The sequence below is a fragment of the Citrobacter amalonaticus Y19 genome (assembly GCF_000981805.1).
Classification (GTDB): Bacteria; Pseudomonadota; Gammaproteobacteria; order Enterobacterales; family Enterobacteriaceae; genus Citrobacter_A; species Citrobacter_A amalonaticus_C.
The window spans coordinates 2605403-2629609 of the sequence record NZ_CP011132.1 but is presented as its reverse complement, the minus strand read 5'-3'; the positions used below and the strand labels follow the sequence as shown (position 1 = coordinate 2629609).

The 24207-nt window shown below is 56.1% G+C and carries 23 protein-coding genes; 11 read left to right on the top strand and 12 right to left on the bottom strand.

Annotation, left to right across the window (positions count from 1 at the left end; all coding sequences use genetic code 11):
• Positions 1–6 precede the first annotated feature (6 nt).
• The 4 genes from menB (at position 7) to pmrD (ending at position 3555) form a co-directional block, all read left to right on the top strand.
• A complete protein-coding gene (menB, locus tag F384_RS12115) occupies positions 7–864 on the top strand; it encodes a 1,4-dihydroxy-2-naphthoyl-CoA synthase (RefSeq protein WP_046482766.1) in 858 nt (285 codons plus the stop codon).
• Positions 864–1826 carry an o-succinylbenzoate synthase gene (gene menC / locus F384_RS12110; RefSeq protein WP_046482764.1) on the top strand — a complete coding sequence of 321 codons (963 nt, stop codon included), beginning with the start codon at positions 864–866 and terminating at the stop codon, positions 1824–1826. Before menB ends, menC begins: the two co-directional genes overlap by 1 nt.
• Positions 1823–3193, top strand: a complete 1371-nt coding sequence (menE, locus tag F384_RS12105) for an o-succinylbenzoate--CoA ligase (protein ID WP_046482760.1) — start codon at positions 1823–1825, stop codon at positions 3191–3193. The genes menC and menE overlap by 4 nt, the downstream gene beginning before the upstream one ends.
• Before the next feature lie 98 nt (positions 3194–3291).
• Entirely contained in the window at positions 3292–3555 is a 264-nt protein-coding gene (gene pmrD, locus F384_RS12100; protein WP_046482758.1) for a signal transduction protein PmrD, read from the top strand.
• Positions 3556–3558: 3 nt separating this feature from the next.
• Here pmrD and arnF read toward each other — a convergent pair whose 3' ends face one another.
• Genes arnF through arnB form a run of 7 tightly spaced genes read right to left on the bottom strand, consistent with a single transcriptional unit; the run spans position 3559 to position 10932 of the window.
• Complete coding sequence (gene arnF / locus F384_RS12095; RefSeq protein WP_046482755.1) at positions 3559–3945, bottom strand: 4-amino-4-deoxy-L-arabinose-phosphoundecaprenol flippase subunit ArnF; 387 nt, start codon at positions 3943–3945, stop codon at positions 3559–3561.
• Entirely contained in the window at positions 3945–4280 is a 336-nt protein-coding gene (gene arnE / locus F384_RS12090) for a 4-amino-4-deoxy-L-arabinose-phosphoundecaprenol flippase subunit ArnE (protein WP_046482753.1), read from the bottom strand. Before arnE ends, arnF begins: the two co-directional genes overlap by 1 nt.
• A complete protein-coding gene (arnT, locus tag F384_RS12085) occupies positions 4277–5932 on the bottom strand; it encodes a lipid IV(A) 4-amino-4-deoxy-L-arabinosyltransferase (protein WP_046482750.1) in 1656 nt (551 codons plus the stop codon). The genes arnE and arnT overlap by 4 nt, the downstream gene beginning before the upstream one ends.
• Complete coding sequence (gene arnD, locus F384_RS12080) at positions 5929–6831, bottom strand: 4-deoxy-4-formamido-L-arabinose-phosphoundecaprenol deformylase (protein WP_046482747.1); 903 nt, start codon at positions 6829–6831, stop codon at positions 5929–5931. The genes arnT and arnD overlap by 4 nt, the downstream gene beginning before the upstream one ends.
• Positions 6828–8810 carry a bifunctional UDP-4-amino-4-deoxy-L-arabinose formyltransferase/UDP-glucuronic acid oxidase ArnA gene (arnA, locus tag F384_RS12075; protein ID WP_046482746.1) on the bottom strand — a complete coding sequence of 661 codons (1983 nt, stop codon included), beginning with the start codon at positions 8808–8810 and terminating at the stop codon, positions 6828–6830. The genes arnD and arnA overlap by 4 nt, the downstream gene beginning before the upstream one ends.
• Entirely contained in the window at positions 8807–9790 is a 984-nt protein-coding gene (gene arnC / locus F384_RS12070) for an undecaprenyl-phosphate 4-deoxy-4-formamido-L-arabinose transferase (protein ID WP_046482743.1), read from the bottom strand. The genes arnA and arnC overlap by 4 nt, the downstream gene beginning before the upstream one ends.
• Before the next feature lie 2 nt (positions 9791–9792).
• Positions 9793–10932 (bottom strand): UDP-4-amino-4-deoxy-L-arabinose aminotransferase, encoded by a 1140-nt coding sequence (arnB, locus tag F384_RS12065; protein WP_046482740.1) that lies wholly within the window; start codon positions 10930–10932, stop codon positions 9793–9795.
• 280 nt (positions 10933–11212) lie between these two features.
• On the opposite strand from arnB, the gene F384_RS12060 reads away from it, so the two are divergent.
• Positions 11213–11818 carry a histidine phosphatase family protein gene (locus F384_RS12060; protein ID WP_046482737.1) on the top strand — a complete coding sequence of 202 codons (606 nt, stop codon included), beginning with the start codon at positions 11213–11215 and terminating at the stop codon, positions 11816–11818.
• A 48-nt stretch (positions 11819–11866) separates the two neighbouring features.
• On the opposite strand, the gene nudI is transcribed toward F384_RS12060, so the two are convergent.
• On the bottom strand, positions 11867–12292 hold the full coding sequence (gene nudI / locus F384_RS12055) for a nucleoside triphosphatase NudI (protein ID WP_046482734.1): 426 nt from the start codon (positions 12290–12292) through the stop codon (positions 11867–11869).
• A gap of 310 nt (positions 12293–12602) precedes the next feature.
• Between nudI and F384_RS12050 the strand changes: the two genes are divergently transcribed.
• From F384_RS12050 to yfaU, 6 genes are all read left to right on the top strand, one after another.
• Positions 12603–13145, top strand: a complete 543-nt coding sequence (locus tag F384_RS12050; RefSeq protein ID WP_046482731.1) for a YfaZ family outer membrane protein — start codon at positions 12603–12605, stop codon at positions 13143–13145.
• A 114-nt stretch (positions 13146–13259) separates the two neighbouring features.
• Positions 13260–14456, top strand: a complete 1197-nt coding sequence (locus F384_RS12045) for a nicotinamide mononucleotide deamidase-related protein YfaY (RefSeq protein ID WP_046482728.1) — start codon at positions 13260–13262, stop codon at positions 14454–14456.
• A 213-nt stretch (positions 14457–14669) separates the two neighbouring features.
• A complete protein-coding gene (locus tag F384_RS12040; RefSeq protein WP_046482726.1) occupies positions 14670–15452 on the top strand; it encodes an IclR family transcriptional regulator in 783 nt (260 codons plus the stop codon).
• Positions 15453–15466: 14 nt separating this feature from the next.
• The gene (gene rhmD / locus F384_RS12035) at positions 15467–16672 is read left to right on the top strand and encodes an L-rhamnonate dehydratase (RefSeq protein WP_046498087.1); all 1206 of its coding nucleotides are present in this window, start codon (positions 15467–15469) and stop codon (positions 16670–16672) included.
• Between the two features lie 56 nt (positions 16673–16728).
• The gene (locus F384_RS12030) at positions 16729–18018 is read left to right on the top strand and encodes an MFS transporter (protein ID WP_046482724.1); all 1290 of its coding nucleotides are present in this window, start codon (positions 16729–16731) and stop codon (positions 18016–18018) included.
• A 25-nt stretch (positions 18019–18043) separates the two neighbouring features.
• Complete coding sequence (yfaU, locus tag F384_RS12025) at positions 18044–18847, top strand: 2-keto-3-deoxy-L-rhamnonate aldolase (RefSeq protein ID WP_046482721.1); 804 nt, start codon at positions 18044–18046, stop codon at positions 18845–18847.
• Between the two features lie 38 nt (positions 18848–18885).
• Here yfaU and F384_RS12020 read toward each other — a convergent pair whose 3' ends face one another.
• The 4 genes from F384_RS12020 to glpA form a co-directional block, all read right to left on the bottom strand.
• Entirely contained in the window at positions 18886–19830 is a 945-nt protein-coding gene (locus tag F384_RS12020; protein WP_046482719.1) for an Rpn family recombination-promoting nuclease/putative transposase, read from the bottom strand.
• A 183-nt stretch (positions 19831–20013) separates the two neighbouring features.
• Positions 20014–21204, bottom strand: coding sequence for an anaerobic glycerol-3-phosphate dehydrogenase subunit GlpC (gene glpC, locus F384_RS12015; protein ID WP_046482717.1), 1191 nt, complete (start codon positions 21202–21204; stop codon positions 20014–20016).
• Positions 21201–22460: a glycerol-3-phosphate dehydrogenase subunit GlpB gene (gene glpB, locus F384_RS12010; RefSeq protein WP_046482714.1), complete on the bottom strand. Its 1260-nt coding sequence runs from the start codon at positions 22458–22460 to the stop codon at positions 21201–21203. Before glpB ends, glpC begins: the two co-directional genes overlap by 4 nt.
• A complete protein-coding gene (gene glpA / locus F384_RS12005) occupies positions 22450–24078 on the bottom strand; it encodes an anaerobic glycerol-3-phosphate dehydrogenase subunit A (RefSeq protein WP_046482712.1) in 1629 nt (542 codons plus the stop codon). Before glpA ends, glpB begins: the two co-directional genes overlap by 11 nt.
• Between the last annotated feature and the right edge of the window lie 129 nt (positions 24079–24207).

The following is a 24207-nucleotide window of genomic DNA, read 5'->3' as shown; positions in this document are numbered from 1 at the left end:
CACACTATGATCTATCCTGATGAAACAATGCTTTATGCGCCGGTAGAATGGCAAGATTGCTCCGAAGGCTACACCGACATTCGCTATGAGAAATCAACCGACGGTATCGCAAAAATCACCATTAATCGTCCACAGGTGCGCAACGCATTCCGTCCTCTGACCGTCAAAGAGATGATTCAGGCGCTGGCGGATGCCCGTTACGACGATAACGTCGGCGTGATTATTCTGACTGGCGCAGGCGATAAAGCCTTCTGTGCCGGTGGCGACCAGAAGGTTCGCGGCGACTACGGCGGCTATCAGGATGACTCCGGCGTGCATCATCTGAACGTGCTGGACTTCCAGCGTCAGATCCGTACCTGTCCGAAGCCGGTTGTGGCGATGGTGGCGGGTTATTCCATCGGCGGCGGCCATGTGCTGCACATGATGTGCGACCTGACGATCGCGGCGGAAAATGCCATCTTCGGCCAGACCGGCCCGAAAGTCGGTTCCTTCGACGGCGGCTGGGGCGCATCTTACATGGCGCGGATCGTTGGGCAGAAGAAAGCGCGTGAAATCTGGTTCCTGTGCCGTCAGTACGACGCTAAACAGGCGCTGGATATGGGCCTGGTTAACACCGTGGTTCCGCTGGCGGATCTGGAAAAAGAGACCGTGCGCTGGTGTCGTGAAATGCTGCAAAACAGCCCGATGGCGCTGCGTTGCCTGAAAGCCGCGCTGAATGCCGACTGCGATGGTCAGGCTGGCCTGCAGGAACTGGCGGGTAACGCGACCATGCTGTTCTACATGACGGAAGAAGGTCAGGAAGGCCGTAACGCCTTCAACCAGAAACGTCAGCCTGATTTCAGCAAATTCAAACGGAATCCGTAATGCGTAGCGCGCAGGTATACCGCTGGCAGATCCCCATGGACGCGGGGGTGGTTCTGCGCGACAGGCGGTTAAAAACGCGTGATGGGCTGTATGTCCGTCTGCACGAGGGCGAGCGTCAGGGATGGGGAGAGATCTCCCCACTGCCGGGCTTCAGTCAGGAAACCTGGGAAGAAGCGCAGGTTGCGCTGTTGGCCTGGGTTGACGGCTGGCAGCAGGGAGAAGACGCCTTGCCGACGATGCCTTCTGTGGCCTTTGGCGTCAGCTGTGCGCTGGCGGAGATTGCCGGAACCTTGCCTGAAACCGCGGACTATCGGGCCGCGCCGCTGTGTACCGGGGATCCTGACGATCTGGTGCTGCAACTGGCAGATATGCCCGGCGAAAAAGTGGCGAAGGTGAAGGTTGGGCTGTACGAAGCGGTTCGCGACGGCATGGTGGTCAATCTGCTGCTGGAGGCGATACCGGATCTACAGTTGCGGCTGGATGCTAACCGCGCCTGGACGCCGCTGAAGGCCCAGCAGTTCGCGAAGTACGTGAACCCGGACTACCGCAACCGCATCGCGTTCCTCGAAGAGCCGTGTAAAACACGAGATGACTCGCGAGCCTTTGCCCGGGAAACCGGCATTGCCATCGCCTGGGACGAGAGCCTGCGTGAAGCGGATTTTGCCTTTGAGGCAGAAGAAGGCGTACGTGCGGTCGTTATCAAACCGACGCTGACCGGTTCGCTGGAGAAAGTGCGCGAGCAGGTGCAGACGGCGCAGGCGCTGGGGCTGACGGCGGTGATCAGTTCGTCCATTGAGTCGAGCCTGGGCCTGACGCAACTGGCGCGCATTGCTGCCTGGTTGACGCCACAAACTATTCCTGGTCTGGATACGCTGAGCCTGATGCAAATACAACAGGTGCGTACCTGGCCGGGGAGTGCTCTACCGTGCGTAGACGTTGACGCGCTGGAACGCCTGCGATGACCTTTCCTGACTGGCCGTGGCGGTACTGGCGGCAGGTTCAGGGAGACGCGCCAGCCTTACGCCTGAATGATGAGGTATTAAGCTGGCGCATGCTCTGTAACCGGACTGATGCCCTGGCGAGCGGTTTTGCCGCACAGGGCGTCACCGAAGGCAGCGGCGTTATGTTGCGCGCCTGGAATCATCCGCAGACCCTGCTGGCGTGGCTGGCGCTGTTACAGTGCGGAGCAAGAATTTTGCCGGTCAACCCACAGCTTCCCCACCCGCTGCTGGCGACCCTGTTACCCGATCTCACGTTGCAGTTTGCGCTGGATCTGGAGGGAGAAAATTCATTTCCCTTTCTGATCTCGCTGGACTGTCAGGACGCTGATGGTCAGCATGCCGTCGACTGGCAACCGCAGCGTCTGTGTTCCATGACGCTGACCTCCGGCTCGACGGGTCTACCGAAAGCAGCGGTCCATACCTGCCAGGCGCATCTTGCCAGTGCCGAAGGCGTGCTGTCGCTGATGCCGCTGGCAAAAGAGGATGACTGGCTGCTTTCTCTGCCGCTGTTTCATGTCTCCGGACAGGGAATTATGTGGCGCTGGTTATCCGCCGGTGCGCGGATGACCGTGAGGGAAAAACAGCCGCTGGAACAGATGCTGGCCGGGTGCACGCATGCTTCGCTGGTGCCGACGCAGCTCTGGCGACTGCTGGTGAACCAGACGCCAGTAGCGCTGAAAGCGGTTTTGCTGGGCGGTGCGGCGATTCCGGTCGCGTTAACCGAACAGGCGCGCGCGCAGGGCATTCGCTGCTGGTGTGGTTACGGCCTGACGGAATTTGCCTCGACGGTGTGTGCGAAAGAGGCGGACGGTCTGGCTGACGTGGGTATGCCCTTACCGGGACGAGACGTCAGAATCGTGAATGACGAAGTCTGGTTGCGGGCGGCCAGTATGGCGGAAGGCTACTGGCGAAACGGTAAACTGGTTCCGCTGGTCAACGATGAAGGCTGGTTTGCCACACGCGATCGCGGCGTGCTGAATGGAGGCAAACTGACCATCGCCGGGCGTCTGGATAATCTCTTTTTTAGCGGCGGAGAGGGGATTCAGCCCGAAGAGGTGGAGCGGGTCATTGTGACTCATCCCCATGTGCTGCAGGCGTTTATCGTCCCGATCGAGGACGCCGAATTTGGTCATCGTCCGGTGGCGGTGGTTGAGTATGACGCAGATGTCACAGAGGACGATCTCTGTGAATGGGTGAAAGACAAACTGGCGCGCTTCCAGCAACCGGTCCACTGGTTTTCTCTGCCTGCAGAACTGAAAAATGGGGGGATCAAGATTTCCCGACGGGAAATTGTTGACTGGGTGAATGAATTATTAAGAAAACATTAATTTCACTTCGCAGTTTTACCAATTGATGCCCATTGCCATTTTGTTTATCTGCTACTGTGTAACGTAATGTAAACGTTCCCGATAAGTAAAGGTAAGCAATGGAATGGCTGGTGAAGAAGTCGTGCTATGACAAAACGTCAGGGAAGCATGCATTAGTGTTGAGTGATGCTGGCGGTTCATTGAAAATGATCGCTGAAGTCCAGTCCGACATTATGGTGAATGCTGGTGACATCCTGTCGCCGCTGAAAGATGCCCTGTATTCCGTCAACCATGATAACGGGCGGATGGTGAAGATTCTGGACGCCCGAAGCTATACCTGCGACGAGTGGGAGCGCTTGAAGACGCTGTTGGTAAAAAAATGAACATCAGCGCGTTTTTCGCTGCGCGGGCAGAAAAATGAACATCAGTCCGGCCATGATACACAGCACGCCCAGTAACGCTTTCAGGGAAAACACGCCCTGCCAGCCGGGTAAGATAATCGACGCCACCCACACCAGCACATAACTCAGGCTGAGCAGCGCGTACGCCTTGCTCAGCGCGAGGTGATGCAGCGCGTTATGCCAGCAGAAAACCGACAGCAAATAACCCGCTAAGCCAGCGAATAGCGCGAGAGTACCGGTATGGATGGAGAACAGCGCCGGGATAAAGGCCTGCCACTGCGCCATCGGCGGCAGGTTTTCCATCGCAAAGCCCAAACCCAGTTGCGCGATGGACGTGATGACAACGCTGCACAGTCCCCACAGTAATCCCATTACGCCGCGCTCCCCAGAATAAAAATACCGCTGATGATTAAGGCGATGCCCAGCCAGTGGTGAAGTGTCACCGGTTCGCGCCAGATTTTCCATGCCAGCAGTGTGATCCAGACAAAATTGAGACTGAGCATGGGATAAGCAATGCCCACAGGAATGCGCTGCAATACCAGCAACCACAGGACCATCGCCAGGCCGAGGCAGGCGAGCGCCAGCCCCAGCCACAGGGTAACATGGCGTCTTCGCGCGCGTGTTGGCACGCGAAGCGTCGCCTGCTTCTGGCATAACTGTCCCGCCACGCTGAGCAGGCTGGCCATCACTAAAACCAGCCAGATCATTTGGGACGATACTGAATCAGCACCAGACGCCCCTGATTATCGATTTTATCGGCAGGCGGAATGGCAAGGCGGTTGATGTCTTCATCCTTCGCGATGGTGAGCACGAGCGTAATAATCCCCTCCTGACGGTGTTGGCTGAGCCAGTCCGCAAAATCGGCATAGCGAATGAACCGGCCTCGGGCATCGGGATAGTTAAGGCCATATTTTAGCTCGCCGGTTTGCCCATACATTAAGATATCGTCCCGCTTCAGACTCCAGGCCAGACCGGCGGCGACCCCTACACTATCGGTAAGAATGTAGCGGCTCGGCTCCAGAGTTTCTCGGGTCATCTCGACAAAAAACTGCGGCTGTTTGGATTCCATCACCCGATCGGGAACGGAAAAACCAAACAATAGCGCCAGCGCCAGCGGACACAACGCGGCGTAAACCCAGCTTTTCTCCGTGTTACTCAGCGTATACCAGCCGAAAAAGATCCACAGGAAAAAAATACCCAGAGAGCAGAAGACCTTGTACACCTCAATGTGCACCCAGACCGGCGATTTCAGCGGCCCCCACGGCGAGACGACCAGCGTGGCAATAATCCCGATCACGCCGAACAGGATGTTGATCCAGCCGTTGATGCGCAGCGCGGCATAGCCTTTTTCCGCGGCATTCAACCCATATCTCGCCATCAGTATCGCGAGTGGGGCGAAACACGACAGGATATAGGTCGGTAATTTGCCTTTGGCGATGCTGAAGAACAGCAGTGGCATCACTATCCAACCGAGCAGATAGAGAGCACCGCGTGAGTTATCGCGCTCCTGCCAGCCGGTTTTTAATGCTCCCGGAAGCAGGGCGAGCCACGGCAGGCTTCCGGCGATCAGCACCGGCAGATAGTACCAGAACGGCGCTTTGTGCTGGGCGTCATCCATCGCGAAACGCTGGATATGTTCGACCCAGAAAAAGTAGTGCCAGAAGTCGGGTTCACGCTGGGCGATCGCCAGTCCCCACGGCAGAATAACCGCGACACAACTGATGACCGCTAACCCGCCGTAGAGAAACAGATCTTTCCAGCGTTTCTGCGCGGCAACCCACGGCAGAACGCTGAGCACCGGTACGGCAAGCGCCAGAAAGCCCTTGGTCATGACGCCCATCCCGCAGGTCACGCCGAGCAGCAGGAATCCCACGCTTTTCCCTTGCCAGGTTGTGGCCTGCATCGCCAGCCAGAAGCTGCACAGTCCCGCCATTAGCCAGAGCGCGATCAGTGGATCGAGTACCGCGTAGGTGCCGATCCCGTAAACAATGAACAACGACAAGAAGATAATGGCCGACAACAGCGCGGTACGCGTATCCCGCCATAAGCGCATGGCGAGCCATGCTACCAGCGCGGCGGTTACCAGCGTCGCAAAAATCGCGCCAGCGCGAACGCCGAAGTTGTTCGCCCCAAACAGCCATTGCCCGATACTGTTGATCCAGTATCCGGCAATCGGTTTTTCAAAGTAACGCACGCCCAAAAAATGGGGGACGAGCCAGTCGCCGGAGGCCAGCATCTCGCGACTGATCTCGGCATAGCGCGTTTCATCAGGCTGCCACAGCAGGCGCAGGTTGATGGGGATGATGTACCAGAACGCGATAAGCGCGATCAGTATCTGATAATAACGGGTGTTCTTCATCGTGTGACGCTCATCGCTTGCTGGCAGCCTAACCATCCTTCTCTTCCCGCGATTTTACCGCGAACAATCTCTCCCGACGGCAAGATATTGCGATCGTCAGGTAGCAAATCGCCAAGCGGGCAGAAGGTGATGCCCCTCTCAGTCGCACGCGCAAGCAGATCCTCAAACTGGTGATTCCAGGCTCCGCCTTCGACTTCGGCATGGATGGTATACACAGGGGTACCGGTATCCTGCTGCATCCGGGAGAGGATCCAGTCGTTGAAATCCTCCGCCTGAACCTCGCGACCCACCGCTTCGTCCCATGTGGGCAGCGTGACCGGAATTTGCGGTGTGGCGAATGAACCGTCCCCGAGAAGCGGACGGAACGGTGTTCTGCCGCGGCAATCGCTGTTGTAACGCAGAGGGAATGCCTCTTTGGCGAGAACCACTCGCTGGTCAGCGCGCCAGCCTGCGACGGCGGAACAGGTCACCGGCTGACCGGTGATCGCCTCCAGGGCGGTTATCCCGTGTGCAATATCGGCGATAAGCTGCTGTTCGCTCCACTGCGGGCTGCGGGACTGCCAGGCATGGTGATCCCAGGCGTGCAGCCCCGTTTCATGCAGGCGCGCGGCTTCCCGGATAATCTCTGCGTTTGCGCGGCCGATTTCTTTTCCCGGCCAGGCGGTACCCGCCAGCAAAATATCCCAGCCGTAAAGAGACGCAGCGTTTGAGCGCAGCATCTTCCACAGAAACTGCGGTTTGATCAGGCGCCAGAGATGGCGCCCCATGTTGTCTGGTCCGACGCTAAAGAAAAAACTTGCCCGAATGTGATATCGGTTCAATGACGCTAACAGGCGTGGCACGCCTTCGCGGGTGCCACGGAAGGTATCGACATCAATTCGCAAGCCTACTTTTGTCATGATGAATGTTCCGTGAGATCCACACTGCGCAGGAAGAAATCCAGCGTCTCGTCGACCGTTTCGCGCATATCGATGGTCGGTTCCCAGTCCAGGCAACGTTTTGCATTACGGATGTTGGGCTTACGGTGCTCCACATCCTGATAGCCTTTGCCATAATAGCTGCTGCTCTCGACGACGCGTAACCCGGCAAACGGCGGGAAGTGATTGCGCAGGGGATGTTTGTCGAAACTCTCCAGCAGCATTTCCGCCAGTTCCTTGATGCTGGCTTCGTTTTCCGGGTTACCGATGTTGATGATTTCACCGTCACAGCGGCCCCCGGCGTTTTCAATGATCCGGTATAGCGCTTCGATACCATCGCGGATATCCGTAAAGCAGCGCTTCTGTTTTCCGCCTTCGATCAGCTTGATCGGCGAGCCTTCTACCAGATTGAGGATCAACTGAGTAATGGCGCGTGAGCTGCCAATTCGCGCGGAATTCAGGCTGTCCAGACGCGGTCCCATCCAGTTGAACGGGCGGAAGAGGGTAAAGCGCAGCCCTTCTTTTTCGCCGTAAGCCCAAATGACGCGATCGAGAAGCTGTTTGGACACCGAGTAAATCCAGCGGGGCTTATTGACCGGCCCGACAATCAGATTTGAACTGTCCTCATCAAACACTTTATCGGTACACATCCCGTAAACTTCGGAGGTCGATGGGAAAATGATGCGCTTACGGTATTTCACGCAGTAGCGAATGATTTTCAGGTTCTCTTCAAAATCCAGTTCAAAGACGCGCAGCGGGTTGCGGGTATATTCAATGGGGGTGGCAATGGCCACCAGCGGCAGCACGACATCACATTTCTTAACGTGATATTCGATCCATTCAGAATGAATGCTGATATCGCCTTCCACGAAATGAAAACGCGGATGGTTGAGGAAACGACCGATTGCGTCGCTGCCGATGTCCAGACCATAGATTTCGTAGTGGTCTTCGCGTAACAGGCGTTCGGTAAGGTGGTTGCCGATAAAGCCATTCACGCCGAGGATCAGCACGCGGGTACGGCGCTTGCTGGCCGCCAGCGATGGGTTATTTAAACGAGAACCCGCAACCAGGCCGAGGATCTGTGCTAACTGTGCGCCTTGCACCGTGATGCCGTTGCCTGCCTGTCCCGTCACCACTTCCAGCGCGCCTTCGGAACAGGCGATCAGCAAAGGGGAGACGGAAATCACGGTGCCCGGTTGCACGTTCTGGTTCTGAGCGTGGACGCGGGATGACCAGATGGTGAATTTTTGCGTACCGGAATAGCTGAACGCGCCCGGCCAGGGGGCCGCGACCGCCCGCACCATGTTGTGCAGCGTCGTTGCCGGTCTGTTCCAGGTCAGGAAGCTGTCTTCGGGCGTGCGGCGACCAAAGTACGTCGCTTCGCTTTCGTTTTGCTGAACGTCGTGTGTCTCTTGCCGTTTGATGGACGGTAATGCCTGTTCCAGCACCAGGCGTGCGGTCTGACAAAGCTTATGATGTAGCGTAAGGGCCGTATCGTCAGGCGAGATGGCGACGCGCTGTTGCTCGACAATGGCACCCGCATCGGCGCGTTTCACCATGCGGTGCAGCGTCACGCCGGTTTCGCTTTCGCCGTTCACCAGTACCCAGTTCAGCGGGGCGCGACCGCGATATTTCGGCAATAGCGAACCGTGCAGGTTGAATGCGCCTGCCGGAGCCAGCGCCAGAATCGCATCGCTGAGCAGATGGCGATAGTAGAAAGAGAAAATAACGTCGGGAGCGAGTTGGCTGATACGTTCAGCCCAGATCGGGTGATTGACGTCATCGGGAGCGTAGACCGGGATCCCCGCGTCAGCCGCCAGGCGAGAAACGGAGCCAAAAAACGCGTTTTCTCCCGGATTATCCGCATGCGTAAAAATGGCGGCAATGTCATAACCGGCGTCGAGCACAGCCTGAACGCCCAAACACCCCATATCGTGATACGCGAAGACAACGGCTTTCATTGTTGGTTTTCCTTAGTAGAGTGCGAGCTTTCCGGACGAATAACTTGCTGGACGAAATAGCGGGGACGGGCGCGGACATCGTTGTAAATTCGGCCAATATATTCGCCGAGTAATCCCATGCCGATGAACTGCGCGCCAATAAAGGTAAACAGAACGGCAAACAGCATGAACACCCCTTCTGCCGCCCATTGGGGTCCCAGCGTCAGGCGGAGGATGACGAGGAGTATCGACAGGGTAAATCCGGTGACGGCAATGACGCTACCGAGCAGGCTCAGCATGCGCAGAGGCGTCGTCGTCAGGCAGGTCACCAGGTCGTACATCAGGTTAATCAGCCGCATAAAGCTGTATTTGGAGTCGCCAAATTCACGTTCAGCGTGATGAACGGGGATCTCCGTGGCGCGTCGGGCAAAGATATTCGCCAGAATCGGGATAAACGTACTGCGCTCATGACAATGCAGCATGGCATCGATAATGTGACGGCGGTAAGCGCGAAGCATGCAGCCGTAGTCGCCCATCGCTTTGCCCGTGGTTCGTTGAATCAGGTGGTTGATCATCTTCGAGGCGGTCTTGCGAAACAGACTGTCCTGACGATTCTGGCGCACGGTGCCGACGACGTCATACCCTTCATCGGCTTTTGCCACCAGACGCGGGATCTCTTCCGGTGGGTTTTGTAGATCGGCATCGAGCGTAATGATCAGGTCGCCGGTGACGTGGCTGAATCCCGCCATGATGGCGGAATGCTGCCCGTAGTTGCGATTCAGTAAAATCGACACCACATGGCTGCCTTCGGCTTCTGACGCGTCAATCAACAACTGTGCAGAATTGTCGCTGCTGCCGTCATCAATCAACAGGATCTCATAATCTTTTCCCAGACTCTCACAGGCCGCGGTGGTTCGCCTGAGCAGTTCCGGCAGGCTTTCCTGTTCATTGTAGACAGGGATCACCACCGATACTTTCGTTATCGGAAGGGCTTCAAACATGGTTATTTTCCTGCAATCTGGCGAAGCGCGGTAATGACGCGAGCGGTATCCGCCGGGGTCATATCGGGGAACAGCGGGAGCGAGCAGATACGCGCGCTGTTCCATTCGGTATTGGGGAGCGACAGGGTGTTAAAACGTTCGCGGTAATATTTCTGCGTGTGTGCCGCGCGGAAATGCAAACCTGTCCCGATCCCCTGGGCTTTGAGCGCTTCCATCAGCGCGTCGCGGCTGATGCCGCACCGGTCTTCGTCGGTACGAATAATAAACAGATGCCAGGCATGAACGTGGGGCCACGGCGGCAGACTCAGCGGCTGAAACGGGAGATCGGCCAGCGCGTGTTGGTACTCCTGAGCGATGGCAGCCCGACGACGGTTGAGTGTCTCAAGCTTATCTAACTGAACCAGGGCCATCGCCGCGTTAATGTCGGTCAGATTGTATTTGTAGCCCGGCGTCAGGACCTCCGCCTGGGGCGCACGACCCCAGGTCTGGCGGTCAAAGGCATCAACGCCGAGTCCGTGAAACTTCAGGTTGCGTAACTGCCGGGCGAGTGGCTCATCGTCGGTGACGATGAGTCCCCCTTCTGCACAAGTGACATTCTTGATGGCGTGAAAGGAGAAAATCGCGGTGCCCCGAGCGCCGACGTGACGACCCTGATAATAAGTGCCGACCGCGTGGGCGGCATCTTCGATAACCGCAATACCGTGACGTTCCGCGAGGGCGTAAATAGCATCCAGATCGGCCGGTGCGCCGGCGTAATGGACGGGAATGATGGCTTTCGTGCGCGGGGTAATGGCGGCTTCAATGTGTTCAGCGGTGACCATCAGCGTGTCGCGGTCAACATCCACCATGACCGGGGTTGCCCCCAGCAGCACAATCATGTTCAGTGTGGAAACCCAGGTCATTGACGGAGTGATGACTTCATCACCGGCACCGATTCCCAGCGCCATGAGGGCGATATGCATGCCTGCCGTGGCAGAACTCACGGCAATGGCGTGTTGGTTTCCCGTCAACTGGCAAAAAGCCTCTTCCAGTTGCTGATTTTTCGGGCCGGTGGTAATCCATCCAGAATCGAGAACCGCTTTGATAGCGGCAAGTTCTTCCGTACCTACCGCCGGGCGAGAGAAAGGCAGAAAATCAGACATTATATTTCCTTCAGCCATTTGGATACTGCGAGCCTTTTATTTATTGCGTCATAAACAGGAGGCTAAATGAGAATTATCCAGTCAGAACTAAATAGTAGTCTATGAATATTAAATTAACCTTAAGAACTTAACATTATGGAAATATATGCTTTTTTATCGGTATTGCATTTGCAATGGCCGCGGCTTTCGGGCATTTTCCCCACATGAATGATCATGCCTTTCATTAAGCGGCGCGCCGTAAGGTTATATTTCTGTTTGCCGGTATCAAGTGGAGTTTAATGTGTTTGTAGTATCCCAATATTTTGTTAAATACAAAAAATATACGGCTGTTCTGCTATCGGCACTGGCGATCATGGTGGGGCTGGGCAGCCATTTCGCCTGGAGCAGCAACGGTCTACCGAGAATCGATTCCCGTACTCTGGCGGTACTGGCAAAACAGCATCCGGTAGTGGTGCTGTTTCGTCATGCTGAGCGCTGCGACCGGTCAGACAATACCTGTCTGTCGGATAAAACCGGCATCACCGAGCAGGGGGCGAAGCAGGCTCGCGCGCTGGGTGCCTCGTTTAGCAAAGAGATTAAAGACTACGATCTGTATGCCAGCGATACGGTGCGCACTGTTCAGTCAGCAACCTGGTTTTCTGCGGATAAAAAACTGACGGTGGATAAAGGCATGCATGCCTGTGGCCGGGGAACCGGGCAGGCTATTGAGCGCCTGGTAAATAAATCAGAAAATAAAGATGTGGTTATATTTACTCACAATCATTGCCTGACCTATCTGGCAAAAAATATGCGTGGCGTAAAATTGACGCCGGATTATCTGGACGGTCTGGTGATGCATGTTGATAAGGGAAAACTGTATCTTGACGGTAAACTGGTCTCACCTTAACCAACATTATGAATAAAAGATGACAGCCGCAATAGCTGTCATCAGAGATTATAATAACCCTTTCAGCGTTAAGGTTTTCACTGTCGCAACGTTCAGATCGTATTGCGGTAAATCTTCCGGCTTGACCCAGGCAAACGCCTGAAATTCTTCATTGATATGCACTTCGCGATTGGCGGCGATACAGTCGAAAATCAGGTAAATCATATAGATCTCCTCCTGACGGCCATCGGGGTAGGTTTTGGTACGGATATCGTCACTGAAGGTCCAGGGTTTGATGTCAGTCAGAACCAGCTCAGTGCCCAGTTCTTCGCGAATCTCACGGCGCAGGGCCTCTTCAATCCGCTCTCCCGGCTCAACGCCACCGCCAGACAGCGCCCATTGACCCGGGAAACCCCCCCGATCGTCGGCCATCTGGCACAGGAGATAACTTCCCGCATTCTGTATTAAGGGGCAAACAATTGTCCTTTGACGCACGGTAATGTTCCTTGAAGCAGAGGTAGAGTTAGCAGGGAAAAGTTTATCGTCTGGCAACATCAGATAACATGTTTATTTTCCATTCACATGAGAAATGTACTGTAAAGGATAATAATGAATGAGAAATGGTTCCCGGATGCTCACTGGGGGATAAAGGGGGTTAACGATTCTCTTCTCTCTCTTTAACGGTATTATTTAGTTACAAAACGTCGAACGATCGCTTTTTTAGCTCATTGATTCCTTTGGTATTGGCAGTACAATTCCGCAGCTTTGGGGAACTTTACGTATTTGCTTGCTGGAAAGGGTAAAAATGAAAAAAAGCGTATTATTTGGAATAGCTGGAATGCTGTTCGTTTCCGCTTCTGCGAGTGCGATAAGCATCAGCGGTCAGGCGGGTAAAGAATATACCAACATTGGCGTTGGATTTGGTACGGAGACAACCGGACTGGCCGTGAGCGGTAACTGGATGCATAACGATGACGACGGCGATGCTGCGGGGCTGGGATTAGGGCTGAATCTTCCGCTCGGTCCACTGATGGCGACCGTGGGCGGTAAAGGGGTTTATACCAGTCCGAACGACAGTGATGAAGGTTATGCGGCAGCCGTTGGCGGTGGATTACAGTGGCCAATAGGTGAAAACATCCGCCTGTTCGGTGAGTACTACTACTCTCCGGATTCGCTATCAAGCGGTATCCAGAGCTATGAAGAGGCGAATGCCGGCGCGCGTTTGAAGATCATGCGTCCGCTTAGCATTGAAGCAGGTTATCGCTACCTGAATCTGGCAGGTAAAGATGGCAATCGCGATAATGCCATTGCAGACGGCCCCTACGTTGGGGTCAACGCCAGCTTCTAATTCCGGTGGCGCGATCTCCTGTCGCGCCACTTTTATTTCCTTCCGGATATTTCTCTGCCACGCCACTTCCCCCTTTGCGTTATAGTATTTTCATCATAAAAGCAGGAGAACACGATGTTAAATGTGGAGATGTTATCCACCGGGGATGAAGTGTTGCACGGGCAAATCGTCGACACGAATGCTGCCTGGCTGGCCGATTTTTTCTTTAATCAGGGATTGCCCTTAACGCGCCGTAATACGGTGGGCGATAACCTCGACGATCTGGTCGCCATTTTGCGCGAGCGGAGTCAACATGCTGACGTTCTGATCGTCAACGGCGGCCTGGGGCCGACCAGTGACGATCTCAGCGCGCTTGCGGCGGCGATGGCAAAAGGGGAAGGGCTGGTTCTGCACGAGGCCTGGCTTGCGGAGATGGAGCGATTCTTCCGGGAGCGTGGCAGAGTCATGGCGCCCAGCAACCGTAAACAGGCGGAACTGCCCGCCAGCGCCGAATTTATCAATAACCCTGTCGGCACCGCCTGCGGTTTTGCCGTGCAGCTCAATCGTTGCCTGATGTTCTTTACGCCGGGCGTACCGTCAGAATTTAAAGTGATGGTGGAACATGAGATTCTGCCGCGCTTGCGCGAGCGCTTCTCCCTCACCGAGCCGCCGCTGTGTCTGCGTCTGACCACCTTTGGTCGTTCGGAAAGCGATCTGGCGCAAAGCCTCGACTCGCTTCCATTACCGGACGGAGTGACCTTGGGTTATCGCTCATCGATGCCGATCATCGAGCTTAAGCTCACCGGGCCGTACGCCCAGCGCGAGGCGATGCGCAGCCTGTGGCAGGACGTTAAGCGCGTTGCCGGGCAAAGTCTGATTTTTGAAGGCACCGAAGGACTTCCTTTGCAGATTGCGCGTGAGTTGCAGAAAAGGCAGCTCAGCCTGACGTTGAGCGAGCAGTTCACCGGCGGACTGGTGGCATTGCAGCTTTCCCGCGTGGGCGCGCCGTTACTGGCCAGTGAAGTGGTGCCTTCGCAGGAAGAAACGCTGGCGCAGACCGCGCACTGGACGTCGGAACGACGCGGTAAACATTACGCCGGACTGGCGCTGGCGATCTCCGGGCTGGAAAACGATCACCTGAACTTTGCGCTGGCGACTCCAGATGGGACGTTTGCGCTGCGCGTACATTTCAGCGTCACCCGTCACAACCTGCAGGTTCGTCAGGAGGTCTGCGCGATGATGGCGCTTAACATGCTGCGTCGCTGGTTCAACGAACAGGATATTGCCAGCGAACATGGCTGGATTGACGTGGTTGAATCACTGACGCTGTAGTCTTCAATCGCCCGATGGCGCTGTGCTTTTCGGGCTGATTCTCTTTTTTTGTCCAACCTGTTGTACTCCCCGCGAAAAAATCCGTGATTCATCTCGCATTTCTGCACGTAACTTCTCCATCCTGCTGGAAGAAAGACGTGGCATGACGCGCCTCACAAATTTACCCGCCATGACCGATCACACTGATTCCAGTATCTCAGACTGGAGTCCAGTATGTTGGAATCAAGCAAAGTCCCGGCGCTCACTCGCGCCATTGATATTCTCAATCTGATTGCGCGGATTGGCCCCTGTAGCGCCGCCACGATCATTGAAACGCTGGGCATTCCCAAAAGCACGGCTTACCTGCTGTTGAGTGAACTGAAGCGTCAGCGGTTTATCAGCGTCGATCATCAGGAGAACTTTTGTCTGTGGACCAAGCTGGTGGAACTTTCCGGCCATGCGCTCAGCAAAATGGATCTGCGTGAACTGGCGCGCCCACGCCTGACGCAACTGATGGATGAAACCGGGCTGCTCTGCCATTTGGGGATCATCGACCATGAAAGCGCGTATTACATCCTGAAGGTGGAATCGTCTTCGACCATCAGCGTGCGCTCTCATGAAGGGAAAAGCCTTTCGCTGTATCGCTCTGGCATTGGTAAATGTCTGCTGGCGTGGCAGCCTGCCGCCGTGCGCAACGCCATTATTGAACAACTGGTGTGGGAGCAGACGACTCCCACCACGATCACCCAACCGCAACAACTCAGAGACGAACTGGAGCGCATCCGTCAGCGCGGCTGGAGCTTCGATAACGGAGAAGATTATCCGGATGTCCGCTGTGTCGCCGCCCCTATTTTTAATGCCAATAACGAACCCGCCGCCGCCATTTCGGTGGTCGGCACTCGCTTAGAAATCAACGAAGAGAATCGTGATTATCTTGCCGGCAAAGCCATTGCCTGCGCGAAGGATATTTCACGTCTGTTGGGATGGAAAAGTCCCTTCGATTCACTCGCATCATAATAATGGAGAACATCATGACCCTACCCAAAATTAAACATGTCCGCGCCTGGTTTACCGGTGGAGCAACGGCAGAAAAAGGTGCAGGCGGCGGTGATTATCATGACCAGGGCGCTAACCACTGGATTGACGATCACATCGCCACGCCGATGAGCAAATATCGTGAGTACGAACAGTCGCGTCAGTCCTTTGGGATTAACGTGCTGGGTACGCTGATTGTTGAAGTCGAAGCCGAAAACGGACAGACGGGCTTTGCGGTCTCCACGGCAGGGGAGATGGGCTGCTTTATCGTTGAAAAACATCTCAACCGCTTTATCGAAGGGAAATGCGTCAGCGATATCAAACTCATTCACGATCAGATGCTCGGCGCGACGCTGTATTACTCGGGTTCCGGCGGTCTGGTGATGAACACCATCTCCTGCGTCGATTTGGCGTTGTGGGATCTGTTTGGCAAGGTGGTGGGCCTGCCGGTCTACAAACTGCTGGGCGGCGCGGTGCGCGATGAAATTCAGTTCTATGCCACCGGGGCGCGTCCGGATCTGGCAAAAGAGATGGGCTTCATTGGCGGCAAAATGCCGACCCACTGGGGACCGCACGATGGCGATGCGGGGATCCGCAAAGATGCCGCTATGGTGGCGGAGATGCGTGAGAAGTGCGGCCCGGATTTCTGGCTGATGCTGGACTGCTGGATGAGTCAGGACGTGAATTACGCCACGAAACTGGCCCACGCCTGCGCGCCATCTAACCTGAAGTGGATCGAAGAATGTTTACCGCCGCAGCAGTACGAGGGCTATCGCGAACTGAAGCGCAATGCGCCAGCAGGCATGATGGTCACCAGCGGCGAGCACCACGGCACGCTGCAGTCCTTCCGCACGCTGGCGGAAACCGGCATCGATATCATGCAGCCGGATGTGGGCTGGTGTGGCGGCCTGACCACGCTGGTCGAGATTGCTGCGATTGCGAAATCGCGCGGACAACTGGTCGTGCCGCACGGCTCGTCGGTCTATTCGCACCATGCGGTGATTACCTTCACCAACACGCCGTTCAGTGAGTTCCTGATGACCAGTCCGGACTGCTCAACGATGCGTCCACAGTTTGACCCGATTCTGCTTGATGAGCCGGTTCCGGTGAAGGGCCGCATTCATAAATCTGTGCTGGATAAACCGGGATTCGGCGTCGAGCTTAACCGCGACTGTAACCTGAAACGCCCTTATAGCCACTAATGACCTGTGCGTTGCCGCAGAGACGGCAACGCCCTCATTTCTTTGAGGATCTTGCTATGAGCACCACTCTTCTTGACGGCGTAGTGAAGAAAAACCGCGCACGTTTGATCCCGTTCATGCTGGCACTGTATGTACTGGCGTTTCTGGACCGTTCGAACATTGGTTTTGCCAAAGAGACCTATCAGATTGACACCGGGCTGAGCAATGAGGCCTACGCGCTTGGCGCGGGGATCTTCTTTGTGGTCTACGCCTTTCTCGGTGTGCCCGCTAACCTGCTGATGCGCAAACTGGGGGCCAGAACCTGGATTGGCACCACGACGCTACTGTGGGGATTCCTCTCCGCCGCGATGGCGTGGGCGGATACCGAGGCGAAATTCCTGATTATACGTACCCTGCTGGGGGCGGCAGAAGCCGGTTTCTTCCCTGGCATGATCTATCTCACCTCGCAATGGTTCCCGCAGCGTAACCGCGCCAGCATTATGGGGCTATTTTACATGGGGGCGCCGCTGGCGCTGACGCTGGGATCGCCGCTGTCCGGCGCCCTGCTGGAGATGCACGGCTTTATGGGCCATCCCGGCTGGTTCTGGATGTTCGTTATCGAAGGTTTACTGGCGGTCGGCGCCGGGGTCTTCACCTTCTTCTGGCTGGATGACACCCCACAACAGGCGCGTTTCCTGAGCGCAGAAGAGAAAGCGGCGCTTATTAGCCAACTGGCGAGCGAAGAAGAGAAGAAAACCACGTCAAAACTCTCGGATGCCCTGCGTAACGGGCGCGTCTGGCAACTGGCGATTATCTACCTGACGATTCAGGTGGCGGTATACGGACTGATTTTCTTCCTGCCGACTCAGGTTGCGGCGCTGCTGGGAACCAAAGTGGGCTTCACGGCGTCGGTGGTGACTGCCATTCCGTGGGTTGCCGCACTGTTCGGGACCTGGCTTATCCCTCGCTACTCCGACCGCACTGGCGAACGCCGTAATGTCGCCGCGCTGACGCTGCTGGCGGCGGGGATTGGCATTGGTGTATCCGGTCTGGCGTCTCCGGTGGTGGCGATTCTGGCGCTTTGCGTGGCGGCTGTTGGTTTCATCGCCGTACAACCGGTGTTCTGGACAATGCCGACCCAGTTGCTTTCCGGCACGGCGCTGGCGGCGGGGATCGGTTTCGTGAACCTGTTTGGCGCGGTGGGCGGGTTTATTGCGCCAATCCTGCGCGTTAAGGCGGAAACGATGTTTGCCAGCGATGCCGCAGGATTGTTGACGCTGGCGGGCGTCGCGATTATCGGCTCGTTGATTATCTTCACGCTGAGCGTGAACCGCCCCGCGTCGCAACCGGGTGCTGCGCATCAATAATTTTATCCACGTTGTAAGGATCATTATGAACGCATTGTTAGCAAACCCTTTTAAGGACGCGCTCCGCAAAGGGGAAGTACAAATTGGACTGTGGCTGAGTTCGACGACCTCTTACATGGCGGAAATTGCCGCGACGTCGGGTTATGACTGGCTGCTGATTGACGGCGAACACGCGCCGAACACGGTGCAGGATCTCTATCATCAGTTGCAGGCGATGGCTCCCTATGCCAGCCAGCCGGTGATCCGCCCGGTAGAAGGCACTAAGGCGCTGATCAAACAGGTTCTGGATATCGGCGCACAGACGCTGTTGATTCCGATGGTTGATAGCGCAGAACAGGCGCGGCAGGTGGTTGCCGCCACCCGTTACCCGCCCGAGGGCGAGCGCGGCGTTGGGGCCAGCGTGGCGCGGGCGGCGCGCTGGGGACGGATTGACAACTATATGGCGCAGGCCAATGCGTCACTCTGCCTGCTGGTGCAGGTCGAAAGTAAAGCCGCGCTGGAAAATCTGGATGCGATCCTGGACGTGGACGGTATTGACGGTGTGTTTATTGGTCCTGCCGATCTTTCGGCGTCTTTGGGGTATCCGGACAACAGCGGACACCCGGAGGTACAGCGGATTATCAAAGAGAGCATCCAGCGCATTCGTGCGGCTGGAAAAGCGGCGGGTTTTCTCGCCGTCGATCCGCTTATGGCGCAGAAATGTCTGGAGTGGGGCGCGAACTTTGTTGCCGTCGGCGTCGATACCATGCTGTATACCGACGCACTGGACCAGCGGCTGGCGATGTTTAAGCCCGGTCAGGCGACGCAGAAACTGAAAAAGAGTTACTAAACTCATAGCCCGGTGGCACTCCGCCACCGGGCTATCTGTCAGGCTTTAGGGCTGTTTGCCATGACATCGTCGAATGACAACCCGGTAATCGCGACTACCTTGTCGCGTTCGATCCCGCTTTTCAGCATCATTCGCGCGATACGTAATGCCTCTTCCCGGGTACCTTTTTGTAATCCTTCCTGTAGACCCTTTTGTAGTCCTTTCTGCAGCCCCGTGTGGTGGCCTTCCTGCCGAAGCCTTTCTGCAATCGTCATCAATCTCTCCTTGTGATGGGGAACACGTCTGGCGACGTCACGGATAAAGTCGCTGAAGCGGGACGCCTCGCCGTACTGCACCAGGTAATTAAACAGCGTATGCAACTGGCTGTCATTAGCGGTACCGGTTATTAAAAGCGAAACCAGTCGGTCAACCAGCCCCATCAAATCACGATCGCGGATATGCTTTTGCATCAGTTCCAGCAGGGCTATGCGCTTATGCTGCATGATTTCGTCGTCAGAGATGACCGTGATATCGACCAGCGGAAAGGCTTCCGTGTAGAGTCGCCGCGCCAGTTGTGGGTCGTCAAATTCGTCCAGCCAGTTTAGTGAAAAAGGGTATGGGCTTTGTTCGCCATGATAAAACAGTATCGGGATCACCAGCGGCAGGGTTTTATTTCCGCTATCAAGATGGTGTTGCATAGCGGCAGTGGCATAACGCATCAAACGAAATGCCATGTGTGGCACGGAGGTACTCTGATGTTCGATAACGCAATAAATGTAACCCTCTCCCTCGCGTGTTTTCAGCGACCACAAAACATCGGAATAGTAGGTTCTCAGGTTGTCTTCAATGAAGGTGGTGGATTCCAGTTTGAGCGTGGTTAAATCGCAGAGTTTGCATAGTGATTCAGGAAGATGAATCTTAAGAAAATCCTCCGCGACGTCAGGATGTGTCATCATCTTTTTAAACACGGCATCGTGGGGTGTTGACGTCGTTGATTTCGCCATGGTTGTCCGTCACCAAAGAATCCAGTGACGTGACGATACGGCGTTATATTAAGGGCTGCATGTGCGAAATTCAGGCTTTGCGAAGAGGTGTGGGAGATAAATACAGATGACGGTAACGTATTCAATTTTGTGGAAGGCTAAACGCAAAAACGCCCGGTGACATTGCGCCACCGGGCTACACGCTTAACTTAAGGCTTTCGCCAGCAGGGTGATCGGATGCTCACAACGTTTGCTGGTGGACATCTCGATTTGCCATTTGCAGGTCTCGCAGTCGGTAACCACGATATCCGCACCGCTCTCTTCAATCTGTTTAAACAGTGGCGTGCCGATGGCTTGCGAGGTGGGGTAGTTCTCCTTTTTAAAGCCGTAGGTGCCGGCAATCCCGCAGCACTGGGAGTCCAGCACAGTGAGTTCCAGCCCCGGAATGCGGCGCAGCAGTTCAAGGGTGTACAGCGTCCAGCCCATTTTTTCCATATGGCACGGGGTGTGGTAGACCACTTTCAACGGCAGTGTTTTCAGCGGCAGCGTTTTTCCTTCATCCAGTTTTCGCCACAGCCAGCGGGTCGCCAGTTCAATATGTTCCCGCAGACCGCTGTTGTCGACGTCCAGGACTTCCGGGTACTCATCACGCAGTGCAAAGGTACAGGTTGAAGAGGTGGCAATCACCGGGATCCCTTTTACGGCAATCGCTTCACGTAGCGATTCGACGTTGGTCACCGCCTGTTTACGCGCTTTATCGGTAAACCCATTGGCAATCAGCGGTACACCGCAGCACTTCTCTTTACTCAACAACTGGACACCCGTGCCCATCGCGTTCAGCACGGTGATCAAATCTTTGCCGAGCTGTGGGTGGTTGTAATTCACAAAGCAACCGTGGAAGAAGGCAACCTGATCGGTGTACTGCGCCTGCTGGGCCGCCACGCTGCGATACCAGCGGCGGAAGGTGCCAAAAGAGTATTTCGGCAATGTACGACGATGATCGATTTTCAGCGCATAATCGAGCAACTGGCGCACCGGTTTCAGTGAGGTCGCTGTATTAACCACCGGCGCGAACGGCGTGGAGACGCTGCCCATCAGATCGGTATGGCTTAAGATGAAGTTACGCAGCGACGGGCGCGAGGTGTCATATTTGGCGCGTGCGCGTTGAATAATGTCGCCGATTTTCACGTCAGATGGGCAGGCCACTTCGCAGCGTTTGCAGTTAATGCAATATTTCAGCGCGTCGTCATACAGCGCGCCATCTTTCAGGCGCAGGCGCTCACCGTCGGGACCGGCCTGTTTAGGGCCCGGATAGCCTGGGTTAACACGGCTGACCGGACATGCGGTGGTGCACACCGTGCATTTGATGCAACTTTCAAAACGGGTATCGCTCATTGCTCACCTCCTGCACGTGCTGCAATGTGATGGGCGGCATGTAATGCGGTAACTGCACAGACGCCGCCTCCGCATCCTTGGGCAATCGGGTCGAATCCGCCGAGAACAGAGCCAATGGCATACAGATTGTCTACGGTTTGTCCCGCCAGCGACGGGCGCAGCGTCTCATCGGTGGTGACGCCAAACTGCTGCCAGGGTTGCGCATCAAAGAAATCACGTTGATACCAGTCGGCGCGGGTCGCCGCTTGCTGAACATCCAGCCCCAGAATCGGCTCGCGGATACCTTCACGCTCGGCGAGCAGGCCGCTACTAAAGAAACTCCCGCTGGCGAGCACGGCAAAGCGTGGGCGCAGGGGGATGTCCGCGTGATTGCGCGTCCAGATTTCGCTCACCACGCCATTTTTACAGGTGACTTTCTTCACTTCATCGCCGGGCATCCAGATCCCGCCCTGGCGGACGAACTGACGCTGCAACTGGTTATGCAGTCGGATCCCCAGCACCGACGGCGGCAACGTTGGCAGTAACCTGAGCGAGCAGGGCAGGCGCTCGTTGAGCCAGCGCCAGAGACTGTCATCCGCCAGGCCAAAGCAGGCGGGCATGATGATCATTTCGCACGTTTTGGCTATCGGCAATAACGCGTCATACAGTAGTGGCCACTTGTCTTCGTTATCCAGAAAACGGGCAATGTTCACCGCCCGAAATTCGGTGGCGTTGTCGCGCAAAATGTCCAGTTCCGGCAGATCAATCTCTGCGGTGTCGACCTCCAGGTCGCGTTGACTGAGAGAGGCGGCAGCCAGGTGTGCCTGGAAATCGAGCAAGCCGCTAATGCCCACTACGCAGATACGTTTAGCGTCCAGCGGCCAGACAGGGACTTCCGGTGAACTAAGCCAGGTCGAACGCAGCGTCCCTAGCGGGGTGACGCGCTGATGCGACGCCTGAACCTCGCCCTGTAAATGCGCACCGGATGCGTTCAGCAGCGCCTGCGCTTGCTCTGCGAGTGTCAGCACCTGCTGTGCGCCGAGTGTTGCGTAAGGATGTGCAGGAGCCTGTTCGCGCAGGGCGTTCAGGCCCGCAGTGATATCACTCACCGGTTGCCCATCCGGCAGCGTGCTGAGCAGATCCAGCGAGCCGGAAGAGAAGTGCAGCGCGCTCTGTCCACGGGTGACCACCGCGCAACGTAAGCCGCTCTTTTGCAACTGTAGACCGCACAAGAGTCCGGCGAGACCGCCGCCCATAATGACTGTATCAAATCTCATCGCGCGGCTCCTTTTCCAGACCACATAATCCCTGGTACACCCAGCGGGTAAATTCGCTTTCGCGCAGCGCATCGCCCCAGGCGATTGGTTGCACGCCTTTCCAGCGCTCGTTGAGGAAATCCGATAGCTGGGTGATGGATTGTGCAGCGGTGGTGATGTTAAAGCGTTGCAGCAATCCGGCCGCGCGGCAGGCGCAGAGTTCACCCTGACAGGTGCCCATCCCCACGCGGGTGCGACGACGGAGATCCAGCAGGCTGTTAACGTTTAAATTTTCGACGGCGTACTGCACTTCACCCGCGGTGACGGCTTCGCATTCACAGACCAGACTGCGGTGCTGGCGGCCATGACTCAGCCACGCCGGCGTACGATCGCCGTGGCGATACACTGCGGAGCCTCGCAGTGGGGCAGGCAGGGAGATCACGCGCTTCAATGTGCTTTCTGTCGGCTCTTGTGAACCCGGCAGCGGCGTGTCTGCGGTGATGCAAGGGCGCGTGTTGCCAAGCTTACGGCAGACCGCATCGGTGGCCCATTCCGCCATCAGGCGGTAGGTCATCAGTTTGCCGCCGGTAATGGTGATAAACCCGTCCAGTCCGTCACGTTTCGCGTGATCGAACAGCACAATGCCGCGGCTGACGTTACGACCACTGGGATCGTCGTCACTCGCCACCAGCGGGCGCACGCCGGAGTAGGCGCGCAGAATGCGGGTTTTCGCCATAATCGGCGCCAGCTTTTCACCTTCGCGCAGCAGGATATCGACTTCATCAGCAGTCACTCTGTTGCTGTCGATATCGTTGTAATCAATGTGGGTTGAGGTCGTGCCAATCAGCGAAATCGTATCGCCAGGCACCAGAATATCGGCGTCAGATGGCTTACGGCAGCGGTTTATGACGTGCTGATTGATGCGATGGTCCATAATCAGCAGCGATCCTTTCGCCGGGAACATACGGATGCTCAAATCAGCATATTCCGCGATCCGCTGTCCCCAGATCCCGGCGGCGTTAACCACCACCGGTGCATGCAGGGTTTGCGTTTCGCCATTCAGGTGGTTACGCACATGGACGCCGCTGACGGTCGTGCCTTCGCGGATAAGTCCAGTCACTTCGTGGGCGGTCAGGATAATGGCGCCGTGCTCTTTCGCATCGAGCATGTTGGCCGCGGTCAGCCGGAACGGGTCAACGGTACCGTCCGGCACTTTAACCGCGCCAATTAGTTGCGGATTCACCGACGGCTCAATGATCCGCGCCTGTTGCGGATCGATTGCTTCAGCACGAATACCCGCCTCTTCGCAGGCGCGAATAAAGGTGGCCTGAAAGGAAAGTTCATCCTCAGGCAGGGTAATAAACAGACCGTCCGTTGGCTCAACGCAGTGGCGGGCGATACGTTTGAGAATTTGGTTTTCGCTGATGCATTCACGGGCAGATTCCGCGTCGGTCACGGCATAGCGCGCACCGCTGTGCAGCAGTCCATGGTTACGGCCGGTCGCACCGGTCGCAATGTCGTGACGTTCGACTAAGATGACACGCAGACCGCGTAGCGCGCAGTCACGGGCAATCCCTGCGCCAGTGGCACCTCCCCCAATGATAATCACGTCACTTGTTTGCGAGTCGCGAGTTTTCATTGTTTTCCCTCACAGTTCGTTTTTTATCATTTAGCCACATAAAAAACATGGTTTGTTTGATTTCGCGCATATTCGCTCATGATTCGAAAATGAAACGTGATTTCGTGCGCCTTTCTGAACATTTGTCAT